23 protein-coding genes are annotated in these 14,901 nt (G+C 62.8%); 8 read left to right on the top strand and 15 right to left on the bottom strand.

From position 1 onward, the window contains the following. On the top strand, positions 1-1,462 hold a 1,462-nt coding region (gene groL, locus AC07FD_RS07495; RefSeq protein ID WP_478349315.1), incomplete at its 5' end, for a chaperonin GroEL. A gap of 93 nt (positions 1,463-1,555) precedes the next feature. On the opposite strand, the gene AC07FD_RS07490 is transcribed toward groL, so the two are convergent. Next, positions 1,556-2,164 (bottom strand): TetR/AcrR family transcriptional regulator, encoded by a 609-nt coding sequence (locus AC07FD_RS07490; protein ID WP_478349314.1) that lies wholly within the window; start codon positions 2,162-2,164, stop codon positions 1,556-1,558. 98 nt (positions 2,165-2,262) lie between these two features. On the opposite strand from AC07FD_RS07490, the gene AC07FD_RS07485 reads away from it, so the two are divergent. The 3 genes from AC07FD_RS07485 to AC07FD_RS07475 are packed head-to-tail and all read left to right on the top strand — an operon-like array spanning position 2,263 to position 4,160. Next, positions 2,263-3,273, top strand: a complete 1,011-nt coding sequence (locus tag AC07FD_RS07485) for a zinc-dependent alcohol dehydrogenase family protein (RefSeq protein ID WP_478349313.1) — start codon at positions 2,263-2,265, stop codon at positions 3,271-3,273. A gap of 35 nt (positions 3,274-3,308) precedes the next feature. After that, complete coding sequence (locus tag AC07FD_RS07480; protein ID WP_478349312.1) at positions 3,309-3,758, top strand: OsmC family protein; 450 nt, start codon at positions 3,309-3,311, stop codon at positions 3,756-3,758. A gap of 15 nt (positions 3,759-3,773) precedes the next feature. Next, positions 3,774-4,160: a nuclear transport factor 2 family protein gene (locus AC07FD_RS07475; RefSeq protein ID WP_477397014.1), complete on the top strand. Its 387-nt coding sequence runs from the start codon at positions 3,774-3,776 to the stop codon at positions 4,158-4,160. 20 nt (positions 4,161-4,180) lie between these two features. Here AC07FD_RS07475 and AC07FD_RS07470 read toward each other — a convergent pair whose 3' ends face one another. From AC07FD_RS07470 to AC07FD_RS07430, 9 genes are all read right to left on the bottom strand, one after another. Then, positions 4,181-4,792, bottom strand: a complete 612-nt coding sequence (locus AC07FD_RS07470) for a LysE family translocator (RefSeq protein ID WP_457150662.1) — start codon at positions 4,790-4,792, stop codon at positions 4,181-4,183. Positions 4,793-4,931: 139 nt separating this feature from the next. After that, positions 4,932-5,312, bottom strand: coding sequence for a YkgJ family cysteine cluster protein (locus AC07FD_RS07465; RefSeq protein ID WP_478349311.1), 381 nt, complete (start codon positions 5,310-5,312; stop codon positions 4,932-4,934). A gap of 4 nt (positions 5,313-5,316) precedes the next feature. After that, positions 5,317-5,472: a hypothetical protein gene (locus tag AC07FD_RS07460; RefSeq protein ID WP_457150660.1), complete on the bottom strand. Its 156-nt coding sequence runs from the start codon at positions 5,470-5,472 to the stop codon at positions 5,317-5,319. Position 5,473: 1 nt separating this feature from the next. Beyond that, complete coding sequence (locus AC07FD_RS07455; RefSeq protein WP_477287079.1) at positions 5,474-5,881, bottom strand: hypothetical protein; 408 nt, start codon at positions 5,879-5,881, stop codon at positions 5,474-5,476. Continuing rightward, positions 5,881-6,108, bottom strand: a complete 228-nt coding sequence (locus AC07FD_RS07450) for a hypothetical protein (protein WP_095086096.1) — start codon at positions 6,106-6,108, stop codon at positions 5,881-5,883. The genes AC07FD_RS07455 and AC07FD_RS07450 overlap by 1 nt, the downstream gene beginning before the upstream one ends. A 383-nt stretch (positions 6,109-6,491) precedes the next feature. Beyond that, on the bottom strand, positions 6,492-6,701 hold the full coding sequence (locus tag AC07FD_RS07445) for a cold-shock protein (RefSeq protein ID WP_010915421.1): 210 nt from the start codon (positions 6,699-6,701) through the stop codon (positions 6,492-6,494). An 85-nt stretch (positions 6,702-6,786) separates the two neighbouring features. Next, entirely contained in the window at positions 6,787-6,990 is a 204-nt protein-coding gene (locus AC07FD_RS07440) for a hypothetical protein (protein ID WP_478349310.1), read from the bottom strand. 106 nt (positions 6,991-7,096) lie between these two features. After that, positions 7,097-7,879, bottom strand: a complete 783-nt coding sequence (locus AC07FD_RS07435; RefSeq protein WP_478349309.1) for an SRPBCC domain-containing protein — start codon at positions 7,877-7,879, stop codon at positions 7,097-7,099. Beyond that, positions 7,876-8,196 carry an ArsR/SmtB family transcription factor gene (locus AC07FD_RS07430; RefSeq protein WP_095086102.1) on the bottom strand — a complete coding sequence of 107 codons (321 nt, stop codon included), beginning with the start codon at positions 8,194-8,196 and terminating at the stop codon, positions 7,876-7,878. Before AC07FD_RS07430 ends, AC07FD_RS07435 begins: the two co-directional genes overlap by 4 nt. Positions 8,197-8,222: 26 nt before the next feature. Between AC07FD_RS07430 and AC07FD_RS07425 the strand changes: the two genes are divergently transcribed. Then, the gene (locus AC07FD_RS07425) at positions 8,223-8,414 is read left to right on the top strand and encodes a hypothetical protein (RefSeq protein WP_478349308.1); all 192 of its coding nucleotides are present in this window, start codon (positions 8,223-8,225) and stop codon (positions 8,412-8,414) included. Between the two features lie 79 nt (positions 8,415-8,493). Here AC07FD_RS07425 and AC07FD_RS07420 read toward each other — a convergent pair whose 3' ends face one another. Next, positions 8,494-9,153 carry a glutathione S-transferase family protein gene (locus AC07FD_RS07420; protein WP_478349307.1) on the bottom strand — a complete coding sequence of 220 codons (660 nt, stop codon included), beginning with the start codon at positions 9,151-9,153 and terminating at the stop codon, positions 8,494-8,496. Positions 9,154-9,327: 174 nt separating this feature from the next. On the opposite strand from AC07FD_RS07420, the gene AC07FD_RS07415 reads away from it, so the two are divergent. After that, positions 9,328-9,507: a CsbD family protein gene (locus AC07FD_RS07415; RefSeq protein ID WP_095086109.1), complete on the top strand. Its 180-nt coding sequence runs from the start codon at positions 9,328-9,330 to the stop codon at positions 9,505-9,507. A 54-nt stretch (positions 9,508-9,561) separates the two neighbouring features. Here the strand turns inward: AC07FD_RS07415 and AC07FD_RS07410 are convergent, their stop codons facing one another. Further along, positions 9,562-10,695: a metallophosphoesterase gene (locus tag AC07FD_RS07410; RefSeq protein WP_478349306.1), complete on the bottom strand. Its 1,134-nt coding sequence runs from the start codon at positions 10,693-10,695 to the stop codon at positions 9,562-9,564. A gap of 102 nt (positions 10,696-10,797) precedes the next feature. Next, a complete protein-coding gene (locus AC07FD_RS07405; protein WP_478349305.1) occupies positions 10,798-11,352 on the bottom strand; it encodes a TetR/AcrR family transcriptional regulator in 555 nt (184 codons plus the stop codon). 148 nt (positions 11,353-11,500) lie between these two features. Between AC07FD_RS07405 and AC07FD_RS07400 the strand changes: the two genes are divergently transcribed. Then, positions 11,501-12,280, top strand: coding sequence for an NIPSNAP family protein (locus tag AC07FD_RS07400; protein WP_478349304.1), 780 nt, complete (start codon positions 11,501-11,503; stop codon positions 12,278-12,280). A gap of 76 nt (positions 12,281-12,356) precedes the next feature. Here the strand turns inward: AC07FD_RS07400 and AC07FD_RS07395 are convergent, their stop codons facing one another. Together AC07FD_RS07395 and choX are read right to left on the bottom strand one after the other, a co-directional pair. Continuing rightward, positions 12,357-13,196 (bottom strand): alpha/beta fold hydrolase, encoded by an 840-nt coding sequence (locus tag AC07FD_RS07395; protein ID WP_478349303.1) that lies wholly within the window; start codon positions 13,194-13,196, stop codon positions 12,357-12,359. After that, on the bottom strand, positions 13,193-14,131 hold the full coding sequence (choX, locus tag AC07FD_RS07390; protein ID WP_478349302.1) for a choline ABC transporter substrate-binding protein: 939 nt from the start codon (positions 14,129-14,131) through the stop codon (positions 13,193-13,195). Before choX ends, AC07FD_RS07395 begins: the two co-directional genes overlap by 4 nt. A gap of 82 nt (positions 14,132-14,213) precedes the next feature. On the opposite strand from choX, the gene betI reads away from it, so the two are divergent. Then, on the top strand, positions 14,214-14,852 hold the full coding sequence (betI, locus tag AC07FD_RS07385) for a choline-binding transcriptional repressor BetI (protein WP_457154353.1): 639 nt from the start codon (positions 14,214-14,216) through the stop codon (positions 14,850-14,852). Positions 14,853-14,901: the final 49 nt, after the last annotated feature.

The following is a 14,901-nucleotide window of genomic DNA, read 5'->3' as shown; positions in this document are numbered from 1 at the left end:
GTTCGAAAACATGGGCGCGCAGATGGTCCGCGAAGTTGCTTCGAAGACCAACGACATCGCCGGCGACGGCACCACGACCGCGACCGTTCTGGCGCAGTCGATCGTCCAGGAAGGTCACAAGGCGGTTGCCGCCGGCATGAACCCGATGGACCTGAAGCGCGGCATCGATCTGGCCGTGACCGAAGTCGTTGCCGCTCTCGGCAAGGCTGCCAAGAAGATCAAGACCTCCGAGGAAGTTGCCCAGGTCGGCACGATCTCGGCCAATGGCGACGAGTCGGTCGGCAAGATGATCGCGGAAGCGATGCAGAAGGTCGGCAACGAGGGCGTCATCACGGTCGAGGAAGCCAAGACCGCCGAGACCGAACTCGAAGTCGTCGAAGGCATGCAGTTCGACCGCGGCTACCTCAGCCCCTACTTCGTCACCAACGCCGACAAGATGGTTGCCGAGCTCGAGGACGTCTACATCCTCCTGCACGAGAAGAAGCTGTCCAACCTTCAGGCCATGCTGCCGGTTCTCGAAGCCGTCGTGCAGACCTCGAAGCCGCTGCTCATCATCTCGGAAGACGTCGAAGGCGAGGCCCTGGCCACGCTCGTCGTCAACAAGCTGCGTGGCGGCCTGAAGATCGCCGCCGTCAAGGCGCCGGGCTTCGGTGATCGCCGCAAGGCCATGCTGGAAGACATCGCCATCCTCACCGGTGGCCAGGTCATTTCGGAAGACCTCGGCATCAAGCTCGAGAATGTCGGCCTCAACATGCTCGGCCGCGCCAAGAAGGTGTCGATCTCCAAAGAGAACACCACCATCGTCGACGGCGCCGGCAAGAAGGCCGAGATCCAGGGCCGTGTCGCCCAGATCAAGCAGCAGATCGAAGAGACCACCTCGGACTACGACAAGGAGAAGCTGCAGGAACGTCTCGCCAAGCTGGCGGGCGGAGTTGCGGTGATCCGCGTCGGCGGCGCGACGGAAGTCGAAGTCAAGGAAAAGAAGGACCGCGTCGATGACGCCCTCAACGCGACCCGCGCGGCCGTGGAAGAAGGCATCGTTGCAGGCGGCGGCGTTGCCCTGCTGCGCGCTTCGGCCAACATCAAGGCCACCGGCGTTAATGCCGACCAGGCTGCCGGCATCAACATCGTGCGTCGTGCGCTGCAGGCTCCGGCCCGCCAGATCGCGGCCAACGCCGGTGCGGAAGCATCGATCGTTGCCGGCAAGATCCTCGAGAACAAGGGCGCGACCTTCGGCTACAACGCCCAGACCGGCGACTATGGCGACATGATCGCCATGGGCATCGTCGATCCGGTCAAGGTCGTGCGTACGGCTCTCCAGGACGCGGCCTCGGTCGCCGGCCTGCTCGTCACCACCGAAGCCATGATCGCGGAGGCTCCGAAGAAGGAGTCGGCTGGCGGCGGCATGCCTGGCGGCATGGGCGGCGGCGGCATGGGCGGCATGGGCGGCATGGACTTCTAATCCAGCCCCTATCAGCCTTCAGATACGGAAAGGGCGCCGAAAGGCGCCCTTTCTGTTTGCGTGTACCTTAAATCGTCGCGCCTTGACCGGCCCTCAGACCGCGGCATCCGCGCGTCGCCGTGCCTCTCCAGCCAGCACCGCGCCTTCAATCAGTGCCGCGACTTCGTCCGCGACCGCCTGCAACGGGGCGCGGTCGCGGGTGGCGCGCGCGATCACCATCAGCCCTTCCAATGACGATTCGACCAGCAGCGCCAAAGCATGCGCGCGGCGTTCGGGCACCCCTGCCCTGACGAAGGCCTCTCGCAGCAAGCCGGTCCATTGCTCGAAGGCCGATCTGCACAATTCGGCCAGCTCCGGCACATCGGTCGGCGAATCCAACACCACGGGTGCGATCGGGCAGCCGAGCGTGAATTGGTTCTCCTCGAGCATGTGTCCGACCTCCTGGTAGATATGGTGGACGGCCACTGCCGGATCCTGCTCGGCGGCCAGCGCCTCGCCCAGCCTTTGCGTCACCTTGTCGACGCTGTCACGCGTCACCTCGATGACCAGTTGGTCCTTGCCGCCGGGAAAATGGAAGTAGAGCGAGCCGCGCGGCGCACCGCTGGCGCTCAAAATGTCGTTGAGCGAGGTGCCGTGATAGCCGCGCTGCCTGAGCAGCAGCGCAGTCGTCTCGAGTATGCGGGTGCGGGTGTCGTTGGCCATGTCAACCTCTGTCAGTAGCAATCATTATAGGCCTTGCATCAAATATGACAATCGGTCTACATAATATGTAGATCAGTCTACATATTGGAGAGGTCGACATGAACGCCTATCGTCTTGAAGGATCCAGCGGGGCGGAATGCCTCGTGATGCGCGACGAAGCGGCCCCGGAGCCGAAACCGCATGAGATCGTCGTGCGCGTTCGCGCCACCTCGCTCAACCGGCGCGACACGATGATCCTCAACGGCGCCTATCCGCAGACGCCGCGCCAGGGCGTCGTTCCCCTGAGCGACGGGGCTGGCGAGATCGTCGCCATCGGCGATGCCGTCACCCGCTTTGCCGTTGGCGATCGCGTGACCGGCAGCTATTTCGCCCGCGGGATCGACGGCCGCATCAACGCCGGCCTCATCGACCAGCTCGGCTGCACGCTTGACGGCATGCTGGCCGAGTATGCCGTTCTCGACGAGCAATGGGCCGTGCGCTTGCCAGATCATCTCGACTGGCACGAAGCAGCAACGCTGACCTGCGCCGGCCTGACCGCCTGGAATGCGGTGACCGGCGCTGGAATTCCGAAGCCTGGCCAGTGGGTTCTGGTCATCGGCTCGGGCGGCGTCTCGCTGTTTGCGCTGCAGTTCGCCAAGCTGCTCGGCTGCCGCGTCGTCGCCGTCACCTCACGTGGAGAGAAGGCCGAGAGGCTGCGGATGCTGGGCGCCGACCTTGTGATCTCGACTTCGGAGATGCCCGAATGGGGTGCGACTGTCCGCGACCAGACAGGCGGCATCGACCTCGTCGTCGAGACCGGCGGCCCGGCGACATTCGCGCAATCGCTGATCGCCAGCACGCTCTACGGGCACATCGTGCTGCTGACGCTGCAGGACCAGCAAGGCAGGTCAATCGAGATGCCGGCAGCGCTCTACCAGCGCAGCCTCGCTACCATCAGCCGCCTTTTCGTCGGCAGCCGGTCCAATCTCGAAGCCATGCTGCGCGCTGTCTCACAGCATAAGCTGCGGCCCGTCATCGACAAGGTCTTTGCCTTCACAGAGGCCGGCGCTGCGTACCGCTATTTCCAGCAGGGCGACGTCTTCGGGAAAGTGGTCGTCGACTGCGCCTGACTCATCCGTTTCTCACAACCAAAGGAGTGCAGACAATGACAATTCGTGAAGCCTCGGCCGAGTGGCAAGGCACGCTGAAGGAAGGTTCAGGCCGGCTACGGCTCGGCAGCGGCGCGTTCGAAGGCGCCTATTCCTTCCCGTCGCGGTTCGAAAACGGTCCCGGCACGAACCCGGAGGAACTGATTGCGGCAGCGCATGCCGGCTGCTTCTCGATGGCGTTGAGCGCCATACTGGGTGGCGCCAAGTACATCCCGACAAGCATCAGCACGATCGCCAAGGTGCATCTCGGCGCAACCGCTGCCGGGCCGACGATCACCCGCATCGAAATTGAGACCCAAGCCGAGATCCCCGGCATTGCCCCGGACGAGTTCCAGAACCTTGCGGAAACGGCGAAAGCGGCATGCCTTGTGTCGCGCGCCCTGGCCGGCGTGGCAACCATCACGCTGAAAGCCGAGCTCGTCGCGACCGCCGCTACGCAACAATGAAATCAGGAGGATGAGATGAAACAGGACAGCATCGTGACCGTTCATCCGGACGAACAGTCCAGGCAGACAGCTGAAATCATGCAGCGCTTCAACGACGTGTTCCAGCTGCATGATCCGTCGGCACTCCCCGGCCTGGTCGCCGAACACTGCGTGATCGAAAACACCGTGCCGGCACCGGATGGCGCCCGTCATGTCGGTCGGGAGGCGTGCGTCCAGCTGTGGTCGGCGATCGCCACCCAGCCTGGCACGCGATTCGACCTTGAGGAGACATTCGTTGCGGGCGAACGGGCGACGATCCGTTGGCGCTATTGGCTCGCCGATGGCAACTCCATCCGCGGCGTCAATCTGATGCGCGTCGAGGGCGGGCTGATCGTCGAAGCGATGGGGTACGTCAAGGGATAGCCGCCCTTGGCCGCTCGCCGCTAGCGATCTGCCAACGCCAGTTTTGCGCCGAGCATGACAAAGGCGCCGGCGAAGGTCCGGCGCATCCAGGTCAGCACCATTGGCCGCGACACGACATGGCTGCGGATCGAGGCGGCGAAGATGCCGTAGCCGACAAAAACCACGAAGGTCAGGAGCATGAAGACGGAGCTGAGCTCCAGCATCTTCGACAGCGCATTCGGCTCTGTGGTGCTGACGAATTGCGGCAGGAAGGCGAAGAAGAAGATCGACAGCTTCGGATTGAGCACGTTGACGAGGACGCCGGTCGCAATCACCTTGCCGGCGGAGCGGGGCGTCACATCCTGCTCGACGCTCAGGCCACCCTTCTCCTTCAGTGTGTTCCAGGCCATGTAGAGCAGATAGGCGACGCCGAGATATTTCAGCGTCTCGAAGGCAACCGCGCTGGTGTGCAGCAGCGCCGCAAGGCCGGTGATGGCGGCTGCCATGTGCGGAATGATGCCGAGCGTGCAGCCGAAGGCGGCGATGATCGAGGCGCGTGCGCCGCGCGAAAGGCCGGCGCTCAGCGTGTAGAGAACACCGGTGCCGGGCGAAGCCACGACGATCAGCGACGTCAACAGAAATTCGATGCTCATGGTGGTTCCCTCCGGCGCCCTGCCCTGTCGCAGCGTAGCCAGCAACGAGGTTACACACAAGCCGCCGGCAGTCGGCGCCGGTGCGTGTCGTCCAAAAGTGCGCACCGGTTTTGCGACAACCTGCGCGAAAAAAAGGACTTTAAGACGTCGGCAATCCGTGCGCGCGGCGCGCCATCAGGCAATCGTCGTCGCCCGGCATGCAGGCGCGGCAGACATCCGGGCGGACTTCGTAGATGCCGCAAGCGGTCGACTTGCCGATCTCGCCGGAGAGCGCCGAGCAGCGCACACCGTCGCAGCGCATGCCGGACAAGCTGGCCGCCACATATTTTTCCGGGATGCGGTCGAGCTGGGCGTCATCCTCGGTGGAAAAGCGCGGCCACTCCGCCGAATAGGAACAGCAGGCGCCGCAGCTCTGGCAGTCGAACGGGCCGGTGCTGCGTTGCGACGACGAAAGACTTGCAGCGGCCGCCAAGGCGAACAGTCCCGGCTCGGCAGGGTTGTGATCGGCGTCTTGCGGCAAGGTGTTATTTCTTCTTGCCTGTCTTGCCCTTTGGCGCATCCACCGGCGACTTGAACAGATCGGTCGCGGCTTCGCCGGCTTTCGGCGCCGCAACCGGCTTGGCCGGTTTTGCAGCAGCTGGTGTTGCAGGCTGGTCCTTGGCGGAGAATTTTATGGCCATGTCAGTCCTCGTCGGCGAAACGCGATGATGGAGCGCGCGGATTGCGCAAGCGGCCGATCAGCGCCGAAACCGCTGTGATGTTCATTTCCTCGGGCGACCAGTTCTTCACCGCCTCGATGTGGTGGGGCGCCAGTTCGCGATGCGTGCTGCCGCTGTAGGCGGCATCCTGATAAGTCACCCGCTCATGCGTCTTGGTGTCTTCGCGGACATACTCGATCAGGTAGTTCGGGCACTCAGCCCGGCCACGCACGCCGACGCGCACCTGGGCGTCGCCATGGGCACGCTTGCAGCGTTCGAGTTTTTCCAGCACGCGCCGGACATATTCGACCGGCTTGTCGAGGCCTTCGACCATGTCGGCAATGGTCGCATCGGTCGCGATCGGCGTAGGCGGGACGCGCTTGGTGGCCATCAGCGTTTTCCGACTCGTTTCGGCAAAGCGGCGAGAGCCGCGGCCGCGGCCATCTCGTCGGCCTCCTTCTCCAGGCGCTGTTCGCGCAGCCGCGCGGTCTTGGCTTCCCGCGCCTCGCTGACGGCATCGCGCTCAGAAATGATTCGGTTGAGTGACATCGACTGGGTCTGCGTCTTGCTGAACAGGGACACGGCCTGATCAGGGGCTGTCTTCGAATTGGCGGTCAAAATCTTTCTCCTGTCAGGAGCTGGTGCAGACATGGCGAGACCGGGTCTTCGGTCAGGACCACGCACAAAGCAATACGGCAGCGGATTCAAATTGCTGGAGCGTCCCTTAGCACGTTCAGGCCGACGCGCAGTGCACTTTCGGCGGCAAGAGGCGCAAAATGAAAAAGGCCAGGCACCGCCTGACCTCCCCATGAGAGCGCCGCGCATCCAGTGACATCCAGAAGGATGCACAGGTGACATCCAGAAGGATGCACCAGGGATGCAAGGCAACGCCCTTCACATGCGCATGCCGTAGAAACTCAAGTCTCCGCGGCCATGCGCCCGAATTCGCCGTTCACCGGTGCCAGTACATCCGTGGTCACCGGGAAGGCTGAATTCTGTTTTCAGGCCGCCTTCAACTGGTCGGCGGACATCTTGCCCGACTTGTTGTCGCGGACCATCTCGTAGCCGAGCTTCTGGCCCTCGACGATGTCGCGCATGCCGGCGCGTTCTACGGCCGAGATGTGGACAAAAACGTCGGCAGAGCCGTCGTCAGGCTGAATAAAACCAAAACCCTTGGTGGCGTTGAACCATTTAACTGTGCCGGTGCTCATGACGAACCCTTTCCATGGCAAATATTCGTTAATCGCGGTGCGAATGCACAACGATTTTTGTCTCGATTTTTGATGGGGAAGTTCGTCAAAGGCGCGCATGCGTGCGCGGATAACAAAAGTCGGTCAAACAAATATCGACGAAATTCTTGTAGGCTTCTTTTTGCGCCGTGTCAATTTCTGGTTTAGCCGCCATCGAGATCAGGCGCAAAGTTGTCCGGCGAGAAGGAAACGAAACGCCGCCGCTCCAAAAAAACGCAACCTGCCGGGAACCAGATCGGCGCCGGTGCATTTTAGCTGTGTCGTCAGCAGTTCATGAGAGCAATCGAAGGAAAGGTTGACGGCAAAAGACGCCTCCCGCGCGATAAAAGGCGCGAGGGGCGTTTTTGTTTTTGCCCTCACATCACGGCGGTCATCATCGGCAGGATCTCGTATCGAAAGCCCAACCCGGAACGAACCGTCGGGTCCGCCTCGGTCAGCGCCCGGACGGCGGCCTCATCGACGGCACGCACGATACCGAGCCCCCAGGGACCGGCAGGATCGGCGACCGGCCCAAACAGGATGACAGCCCCCTCACCCAATTTGCCGCGCAGATAGTCCGAGTGCTGCTTCATCAGTGTTTTTTCTGCATCGGTCAGGGTGAAGGCAAAGTCGGGCCGAGGCGGGATCAGGCGGCAGTGGAACACGCCTTGTGGCTTGCTGCCGGCTTCATCGGTGAGGAAAGTGGCCAGCCAGCCGAGCACGCGCTCCCAGCCGGAGCCGTGATCGCGGCATGCGCCTTGACGGACGCCAAACCCTTCATGGCGTAAGGTCAGCCGCGTTCCGCCATCCACCGCCTCGAGCATGTAGGTCACGGTGGTGACGTTGTCGCCGTCCCATGGCGCTTTCCACGTCAGCACCAGAAGGTGCGGCGGCTCGACCTTGAGATACTCGGCCTGGACATGAAAGTCCTGGCCGTCGGCCCCCTTGCCTTCTGATCGCCACGCCCCGCCCGGCCGCAAGTCGGCGGTGTGTTTCGTCGTCCGGTAAAGTTCGTCCGCCCCCCACCAGAGCGGTATCTGGTCGTCCGCCGTCAACGCGCGAAACACTCGCTCGGGCGGCACCGCGATCGTCACGGTGGCGAGAATCGTGCCCGCCGACACATCGGCGATGGCGCGCGGTCTGTCGTTGTTGGCCATCATTCATTCTCCAGGTAGGATTTCAGGTTGCCTAGGCTCGCTTGCCAGAAATCGCGATAGGGCAAGATCCAGTCGGCCACGTCCTTCAACTCAGCCGGCTCCAGCCGGTAGAGCCGCTCGCGGCCATACTTCTGTTCGGAGACGACCCGCAATTCGCGCAGGACCCTGAGATGCTTGGAGATCGCTGGCCGGCTCTGCGAGAAGGCCGAGGCAAGTTCGTTGACCGGCGCTGGTCCCTGCCGCAAGCGGTCGAGGATCGCGCGCCGCGTCGGATCGGCAATTGCGCGGAAAACGGAACGGTCGGGGTCAGCCTGCGGCATAATACGTATCCATTTGGTTACGTATTATGCCGAATAGCCGTTCCGGTCAATTCCCGCTCGCGGCCGATTCCGGATGGGTTTGGAGCCTGCCTCACTCCAAGCCAGACACGCCTGGCGTTGCCGCCTACGTCCGCGCGGGTCATGCCCGCTGGGCGCTGGAAGAGCCGGGTTGGGAGACAATCGCGGAAGGGGTGGCCGACTTCCTCGACCAGCACTAGCCGGACAGACAGGCGCGCCCCTCAGCCGCATCGCCTGAAACCATATTTGCGGTTGCGAGGCTCGAAGCCGCACGCCAGGTCAGTCCTGTTCGTGCGGACCAGGCTCGGGCCAGGTTTCCTTGGCGGCCTCCGCGTACCAGTGACGCATTGCTGGCGTTGAAAGCACCGCATCGACATAGGCTCTGGTGTCGGGCGCCAGCGTGCCGCCATAGGTGTCGAAGCGGGTGACGATCGGCGCATACATGGCGTCAGCCGCGGTGAAATGGCCGAACAGGAACGGGCCGCCCTTGCCGTGTTCTTCCCGGCACTCGCGCCACAGTGCCTCGATGCGCTTCCGCTGCGCCTCGCCCTCGGCGTCGAGCGGCTTGTGGCCTTTCGGGCGACGCAAATTCATCGGCCAGCCATAGCGGACCTCGCGAAAACCGGAATGCATCTCGGTCGCAACGGAGCGCGCCAGCGCGCGGGCGCCGATATCGGCCGGCCAGAGATTTTTCTCGGGAAACAGGTCGGCAAGATATTCAAGGATGGCAAGAGTTTCCCAGATGATCCTGCCATTGTGATTCAAGACTGGCACCAGCCCGGTCGGCGAAATCTTGCCGAGATTGGCAGCGGTCTCGGGCGTGCGCAGCCGCACGAACCCCTCCTCGAACGGAATCTCCAGATGCTTCATCGCCACCCAGGGCCGAAGCGACCATGAGGAGAAGCACTTGTTGCCGATATAGAGTGTGAATTCAGCCATTTTTCTCCCCGAGCGCACGATTGTCCTGAAGTCCTTTAGCCTGCCAGCCTTGCCGCCGAAAGCGGTTGCGCAACTTTGATCCGCGGCTGGGGAAGCTTGGAACCTAACCGACGCCGGCTCGTTAGCCTCCGCGGACGAATTCCCCGAATTCAAACTCCCAGGAGATGCGGAAAAATGGTGAACAAGGATCAGGTCGCGGGCATGGCCAAGCAGGTCAAGGGCTCGGTCAAGGAAGCTGCCGGCAAGGCGACCGGCAACAGGCAGACCCAAGCCGAAGGCACGGCCGACAAGATCGCCGGCAAGGTGCAGAAGGCCTATGGCGACGTGAAGGACAAGGTCAAGAAGGCGCTCTGATCCCCATCGGGTATCGCTTTTGTCCGGGAAAGGCGGCCGCCAGGGCCGCCTTTTTCATGTGCTCCAGTCCTTGCTGAAGGCGTTGGTGAAGGCGACCTCGCCAAGATCACCGGTCGCCTCGCCCAGCACCACGTCCATGGCGTCGCTGGTCACCCTGGCCAGCGCGAAGCCACCCATATAGGCAGCCTTCGGCTTGATGAGGTCGAGCCCGTCGCCGCGGTAGATCAGCGGTGTGTCGTGCTTGTGGCCGTGGAAGATGGCGACGACATTGTAGCCCTTCAGCGCCGCCAGCAGGGCCTGCCGGTCGGCCTCGCTCCACCAGTGCGGCGCGCCGGCACCGTCATCGTCATAGGTCCTTTTGGCGGCATCCCACCGTTCTATCGAAAAGGTGTCCCAGCCATAGTGCTGGAACAGGATGACCGGGCGGCCATCCGCAGCGTAGGTCGCCAGATCCTGCTTCAGCCATGGCAGGCCGCTGTCGGCGCCGTGGCCAGTGTCGCCGGCGAAACGATGCGTCTGCACGAGATGCAGGCCGCCCCAGTCCCAGGAATAACAGTCGGTGTCGACGTCGTAGTCGGTGGCCGGCACCGGCGGCTTGAAGAATACACCGGCGCGGTGATTGACCTCGACATAGTCGCGCATTTCGCGCCGGTACCAGTCGACATGGTGCGGCGGGCCGTTCTGGTCGAGATCGTGGTTGCCGAGCCCGACATAGACCGGCACGTGCACGCGATCGGAACCGACACCTTGTTGGTAGCGCTGGCTGAACTGGAGCAGTTGGGTGCCCTCGCTCGGCTGGGTGATCTGGCCGCCGCCATCGTCGGTGATGTCGCCGCCAACAACAAGCCCAAGCGGCGTGCCGATACGGCTGCCGGCGGAACGCAGGCCGGTGGCGACGCCGTTGATCTCGGCCGGCCAGTCCTTGTCGCCGAGGCCGTTCAGCGCGGCGATGTTGCGCAGCAGCGCGGCGTCGGTCTTGCCTTCCTTCAGGCAGTTGGGACTCAAGCCGCTCGCCATGCGACAGGCATGGACATCGGCGATGAACAGGAAAGTGGCGTCGATCGGCTGGACCCGCTGCCCGGTCTGGCTGCGTGCCGGGCACGACAACGCGCCTGCCGCGGCAAATCCCGCGGCCTGGGCCAGAAAGCTGCGTCGAGAAAACAAACCAGGCGAGCGGCGATTCATCATGAGGTGAATTTCAGCATGGAGAGCGGCCGGCCGTCCAGTTCAACGCGCGACATCGCGACAACAGCGTGACAGAACTGCTCGATCACGTTCCGGGATCATTTCCTAGGCCTCACCCAGCGCCGGCAGGCAGTCGCGCAGAACACCCGCATCCTGCGCCGCCTTGGCCATCGACATGGCGCCGGAATAGACGGCTACGGCAAGTGCTGCAAAGCGCTTCGGGTCCGTGCCTTGCTCCCTGCCCGCCTGCTGATCGGCCCTGACCTTGTCGGCGATCGCCTGGCGCCATGCCGAAAAGATGTGGGCAAGTGCCGTCCGGAAATCGGGATCGGCGAGCGACAGTTCATGCGCCAGATTGTTGAGCGGGCAGCCGCGCACGAAGCCCTGTTGTTCCAGTTCGGCGGCCACAGCCTCGAACACCGCGCGCATACCCTCGCGTGCCGAGGCCGCCGCCCGCACCGGCGCGATCCACGTCGCTTCGACCGCTGCCGCCACACGCTCGTCGATCACCGCCAGCGCCAGCGCCTTCTTGGTCGGAAAATGGTGATGCAGCGCGCCGCCGCTGATACCTGCCGCCGCCATCAGGTCGCCGAGGCTGGAGGCATGATAGCCGCGCGCCTGAAACGCCGCCTCCGCGACATCGAGCACCTTGTTGCGCATGCCTTCGGGGTCGTTGACGCGTTTTCGCGACCGAAGCCTCGGTCGCGTTGTGATCTCTGCTGACATTGCCGAACAATAGCATGTTGACAAAACAGGACAACCGGTCTGTTTATAAACAGGACAAATGCCCTGTTTTGGAGACTGACGGATGAACCTGCCCCTGAATGCCACGCCGCAACCCGCGGTGCTCGCCTCGCCTGTCGTCGAACTGCGGCAATACACGCTGAAGCCCGGCAAGCGTGACACGCTCATCGACATCTTCGACGGCAGGCTGATCGAGGGCCAGGAGGACGTCGGGATGACCATCATCGGCCAGTTCCGGGATCTCGATCGTCCGGATATGTTCGTCTGGATGCGCGGTTTCGACGGCATGGACGCGCGCAGGGATGCCTTAACCGCCTTTTATGGCGGGCCGGTCTGGGCGGTGCACAGCAATGCGGCCAATGCGACAATGATCGATTCCGACGATGTGTTGCTGCTCAAGCCGGCATGGCCAGGCGCCGGTTTCGACCTCTCGGGCACGCCGCGGGCAGGCTTGACCGCTGACAAAAAATCAAGCCGGAACAAGCCCCTGTCGGCCATTGTTGTGATCCGGATTCATCATTTGCGGCCCGGCGCCGAAGCCATTTTCGCCAACCGCTTCGAGACCGAAATGGCGCCGCTGATGACCGCACCCGGCGCACGCCTGCTCGCCGCGTTCGTTACCGAACACACCGAAAACAGCTTTCCGCGCCTCCCGGTACGGGCCAGCGAAAACGTCCTCATCAGCGTCATGGGATTTGACAGCCCGCAAACACACGCTCGCTATGAGGCCAAATTTGCCGGCGCGCCTGCATGGCAGGCGTTTTGGCAAGCTGCCCAGCAGGATCTGACCAGACCAACCGAGACTTTGCGTCTGTCCCCGACCTCGCGTTCGCGGCTTGGGTAACGGTCCGCTTGGTCAGGGATAGTGATGGTGCCTAAGCCCGACAGGACGTGCCACCGGCACGCGCGTTGTTCGGGCGCTAATCGAACCCGAAACTCTTACCAATGGCGTTGGCAACAAAGGCCGGATCCTCCCAATGAGGATTGTGGCCACACTCCTCGGCGTGCACGAGGCTTGCCCCAACAAGGGCATCCAACAGCGCCCGCTGATGCGCCTCGCCGAACAGCGGGTCGTGCTGGCCGGCGATGATCAGCGTTCGAGCCTGCACGGCTCGCGCCAGGTCACTCAGATCGGTGCGGCGAATTTCCTTCAAGGTCGCTTGCCAGCGCGACACCGGCATCTCCGAGGCGTCTTTGGCCAGGCCTGCCAGAAAGGACTCGGACACGCCAGGCCGGCAGGCATGCCACCAGGCATAGAACGGGTCGACCGGCGATATCGGGTCGCGCAGAGCCTGAACGCCCATGACCAGTGGATGGTTCTGCGCCAGGTCGGGCTTCAATGTGCCGGCCAACAACACCAGCCCGCCGATGAGCTCGTTATGCCGCGCAGCCAATGCGATAGCCACCATGGCGCCTAGCGAATGGCCGACGAGCACCGGCCGGTCAAGCCGCAAGTGGACGATCAATCCGGCAATGTCACTTGCGAAATCGGCGATGCGGCAACCTTCGCCAGTTTGCGACCCGCCGTGGCCGCGCAGATCCGGCATGATCAGCCGACGTCCGGCCAGATGCGGCGTCAGGAGCGAAAAGCTGCGGCTTGTGTCAGTGAAGCCGTGCACCAACAGCAGCGCCGGCTCGGCGCCGGCGATCTCGACATAGGCAATGTCGAGATCGCCGCTATTGATGAATTGCTTGCGGCCAGCCCAGCCGTCCTGTTCCGCCCAAGCAATCGGCAAGGCATCAAATGCTGCCGGTCTCACAGGCCAAGCTTTTCCTTGACCGCGGCAAGGCCGGGCTTGCCGTCGAATGTGGTGACCCCGGCAAGCCAGGTGTCCAGACGATCCTTGTTCAGCTTGATCGCCTTCAGCCCCGCCTCTTCCGGCTTCATGCCGTCATTGATCAGGTAGCCCATGCCGACATTTTCAAAATCGATGTCAAAGGTGAGGTTTTTCAACAATTGCCCGGCATTCGGGCACTGTTGCAGATAGCCTTTCCGCACCTGCGTGGTCACCGTCGCGGCACCGAGGTTGGGGCCATAAAATTTGTCGCCGCCGGTGAGATATTTGAAATCGTACATCGTGTTCATCGGATGCGGCGCCCAGCCCTGGAAGACGATGAACTGCTTTTCCTTGATCTCATAGCCGACCTCCGACAGCATGCCGGCTTCACTCGACTCGACGACCTGCCAGCCGTCTAGGCCAAGCGAGGGATCGGCAATGGCATCCATCATCAGCTGGTTCGAGCCGGGCTCGATGCCGTACATTTTCTTGCCGAACTTGTCGGCGAACTTGTGCAGGTCGGCAAAATCCTTGACGCCGGCGTCCCAGACGTAGGTCGGCACGGCGAAGGTGTATTTGGCGCCTTCCAGATTGACGCGCACGTCTTCGACCGAGCCATCCTTCTTGTAGGGCTCGTAATAGGTGACCATGGCCGGATTCCAATAGCCAAGGAACAGGTCGAGATCGTTGTTCTTCATGCCTTCATAGATGACGTTGATGCCTAGCACCGAGCTCTGTGGCTGGTAGCCGAGTGCACCCAGCAGGACATTGGCAACGCCGGTGGTGAAGGCCAGATCGTTCCAGCCGGGTTCGGCCATACGGACCGCCCTGCACTGTTCGGCCTCGGCCGCTTCAGCCGCAGAACAGGCCAACGCCAGGGCAGCGAGACAGACGCCATTCGCAACGACGCGGAACATTTCGGTTCTCCTCATTTTCAAAAATTGACCAATTGGTCTTTTTATTGTCCCATTGGTCAATAGTTGATCTGCGCGGACGAAAATGTCAATGTGGAATCGCAATGCATGGATCGATCCGGTGAAACTCAAGCGTCTCAGCGAGATACGCCGCAAGGAACTGCGGCAGGCGGCGTTCGCGGTGCTGGAGCGCGAAGGCATTGCCGGCGCGACGCTGGAAAAGGTGGCGGCCCAGGCCGGCGCCTCGAAGGGAATCGTGCTGCACTATTTCCGCAACAAGCAGGAGTTGTTCGAGCACGCGATGCGCGAAGCCAACGCCGTCCTGTGCCAGGCGGTGATTGCGCGCCTTCGCCGGGCGATCACCCCGATGGAGCGGATGGATGCCGTGATCGAGGGCAATTTCGAACCGCATCTTTTTCAACCGCCTCTATGCCATGCCTGGCTTTCGCTCTGCGCCGAGGTGCCGCGCGACGAGAAGATGGCGCGTATCCAGAGAGTGATCCACGCGCGCATGCGCTCGAACCTGTTGTCCGGTCTGCGCGGCCTTGCCTCGCCGGCAGATGCCGACGACATCGCGCTTGGCGTCACCGCATTGATCGACGGGCTTTGGCTGCGGCTCGGCCTGCAGCCGGGCAGCGTCTCGCGCGAACAGGCGGTTCGCCAGGTCAAGAATTATGTCGCGGGACGGCTCGCCATTCGGGAATCCGTGATCGTCGGCGCCTAAATCGACACTGGGCACGATGGGCCGGCTGTTCCACGCGAGAATGCCGGCG

It is taken from the genome of Mesorhizobium waitakense (genome assembly GCF_056431085.1).
The sequence above is the reverse complement of the archived record's forward strand: the minus strand, read 5'-3'. Positions and strand labels throughout refer to the sequence as shown.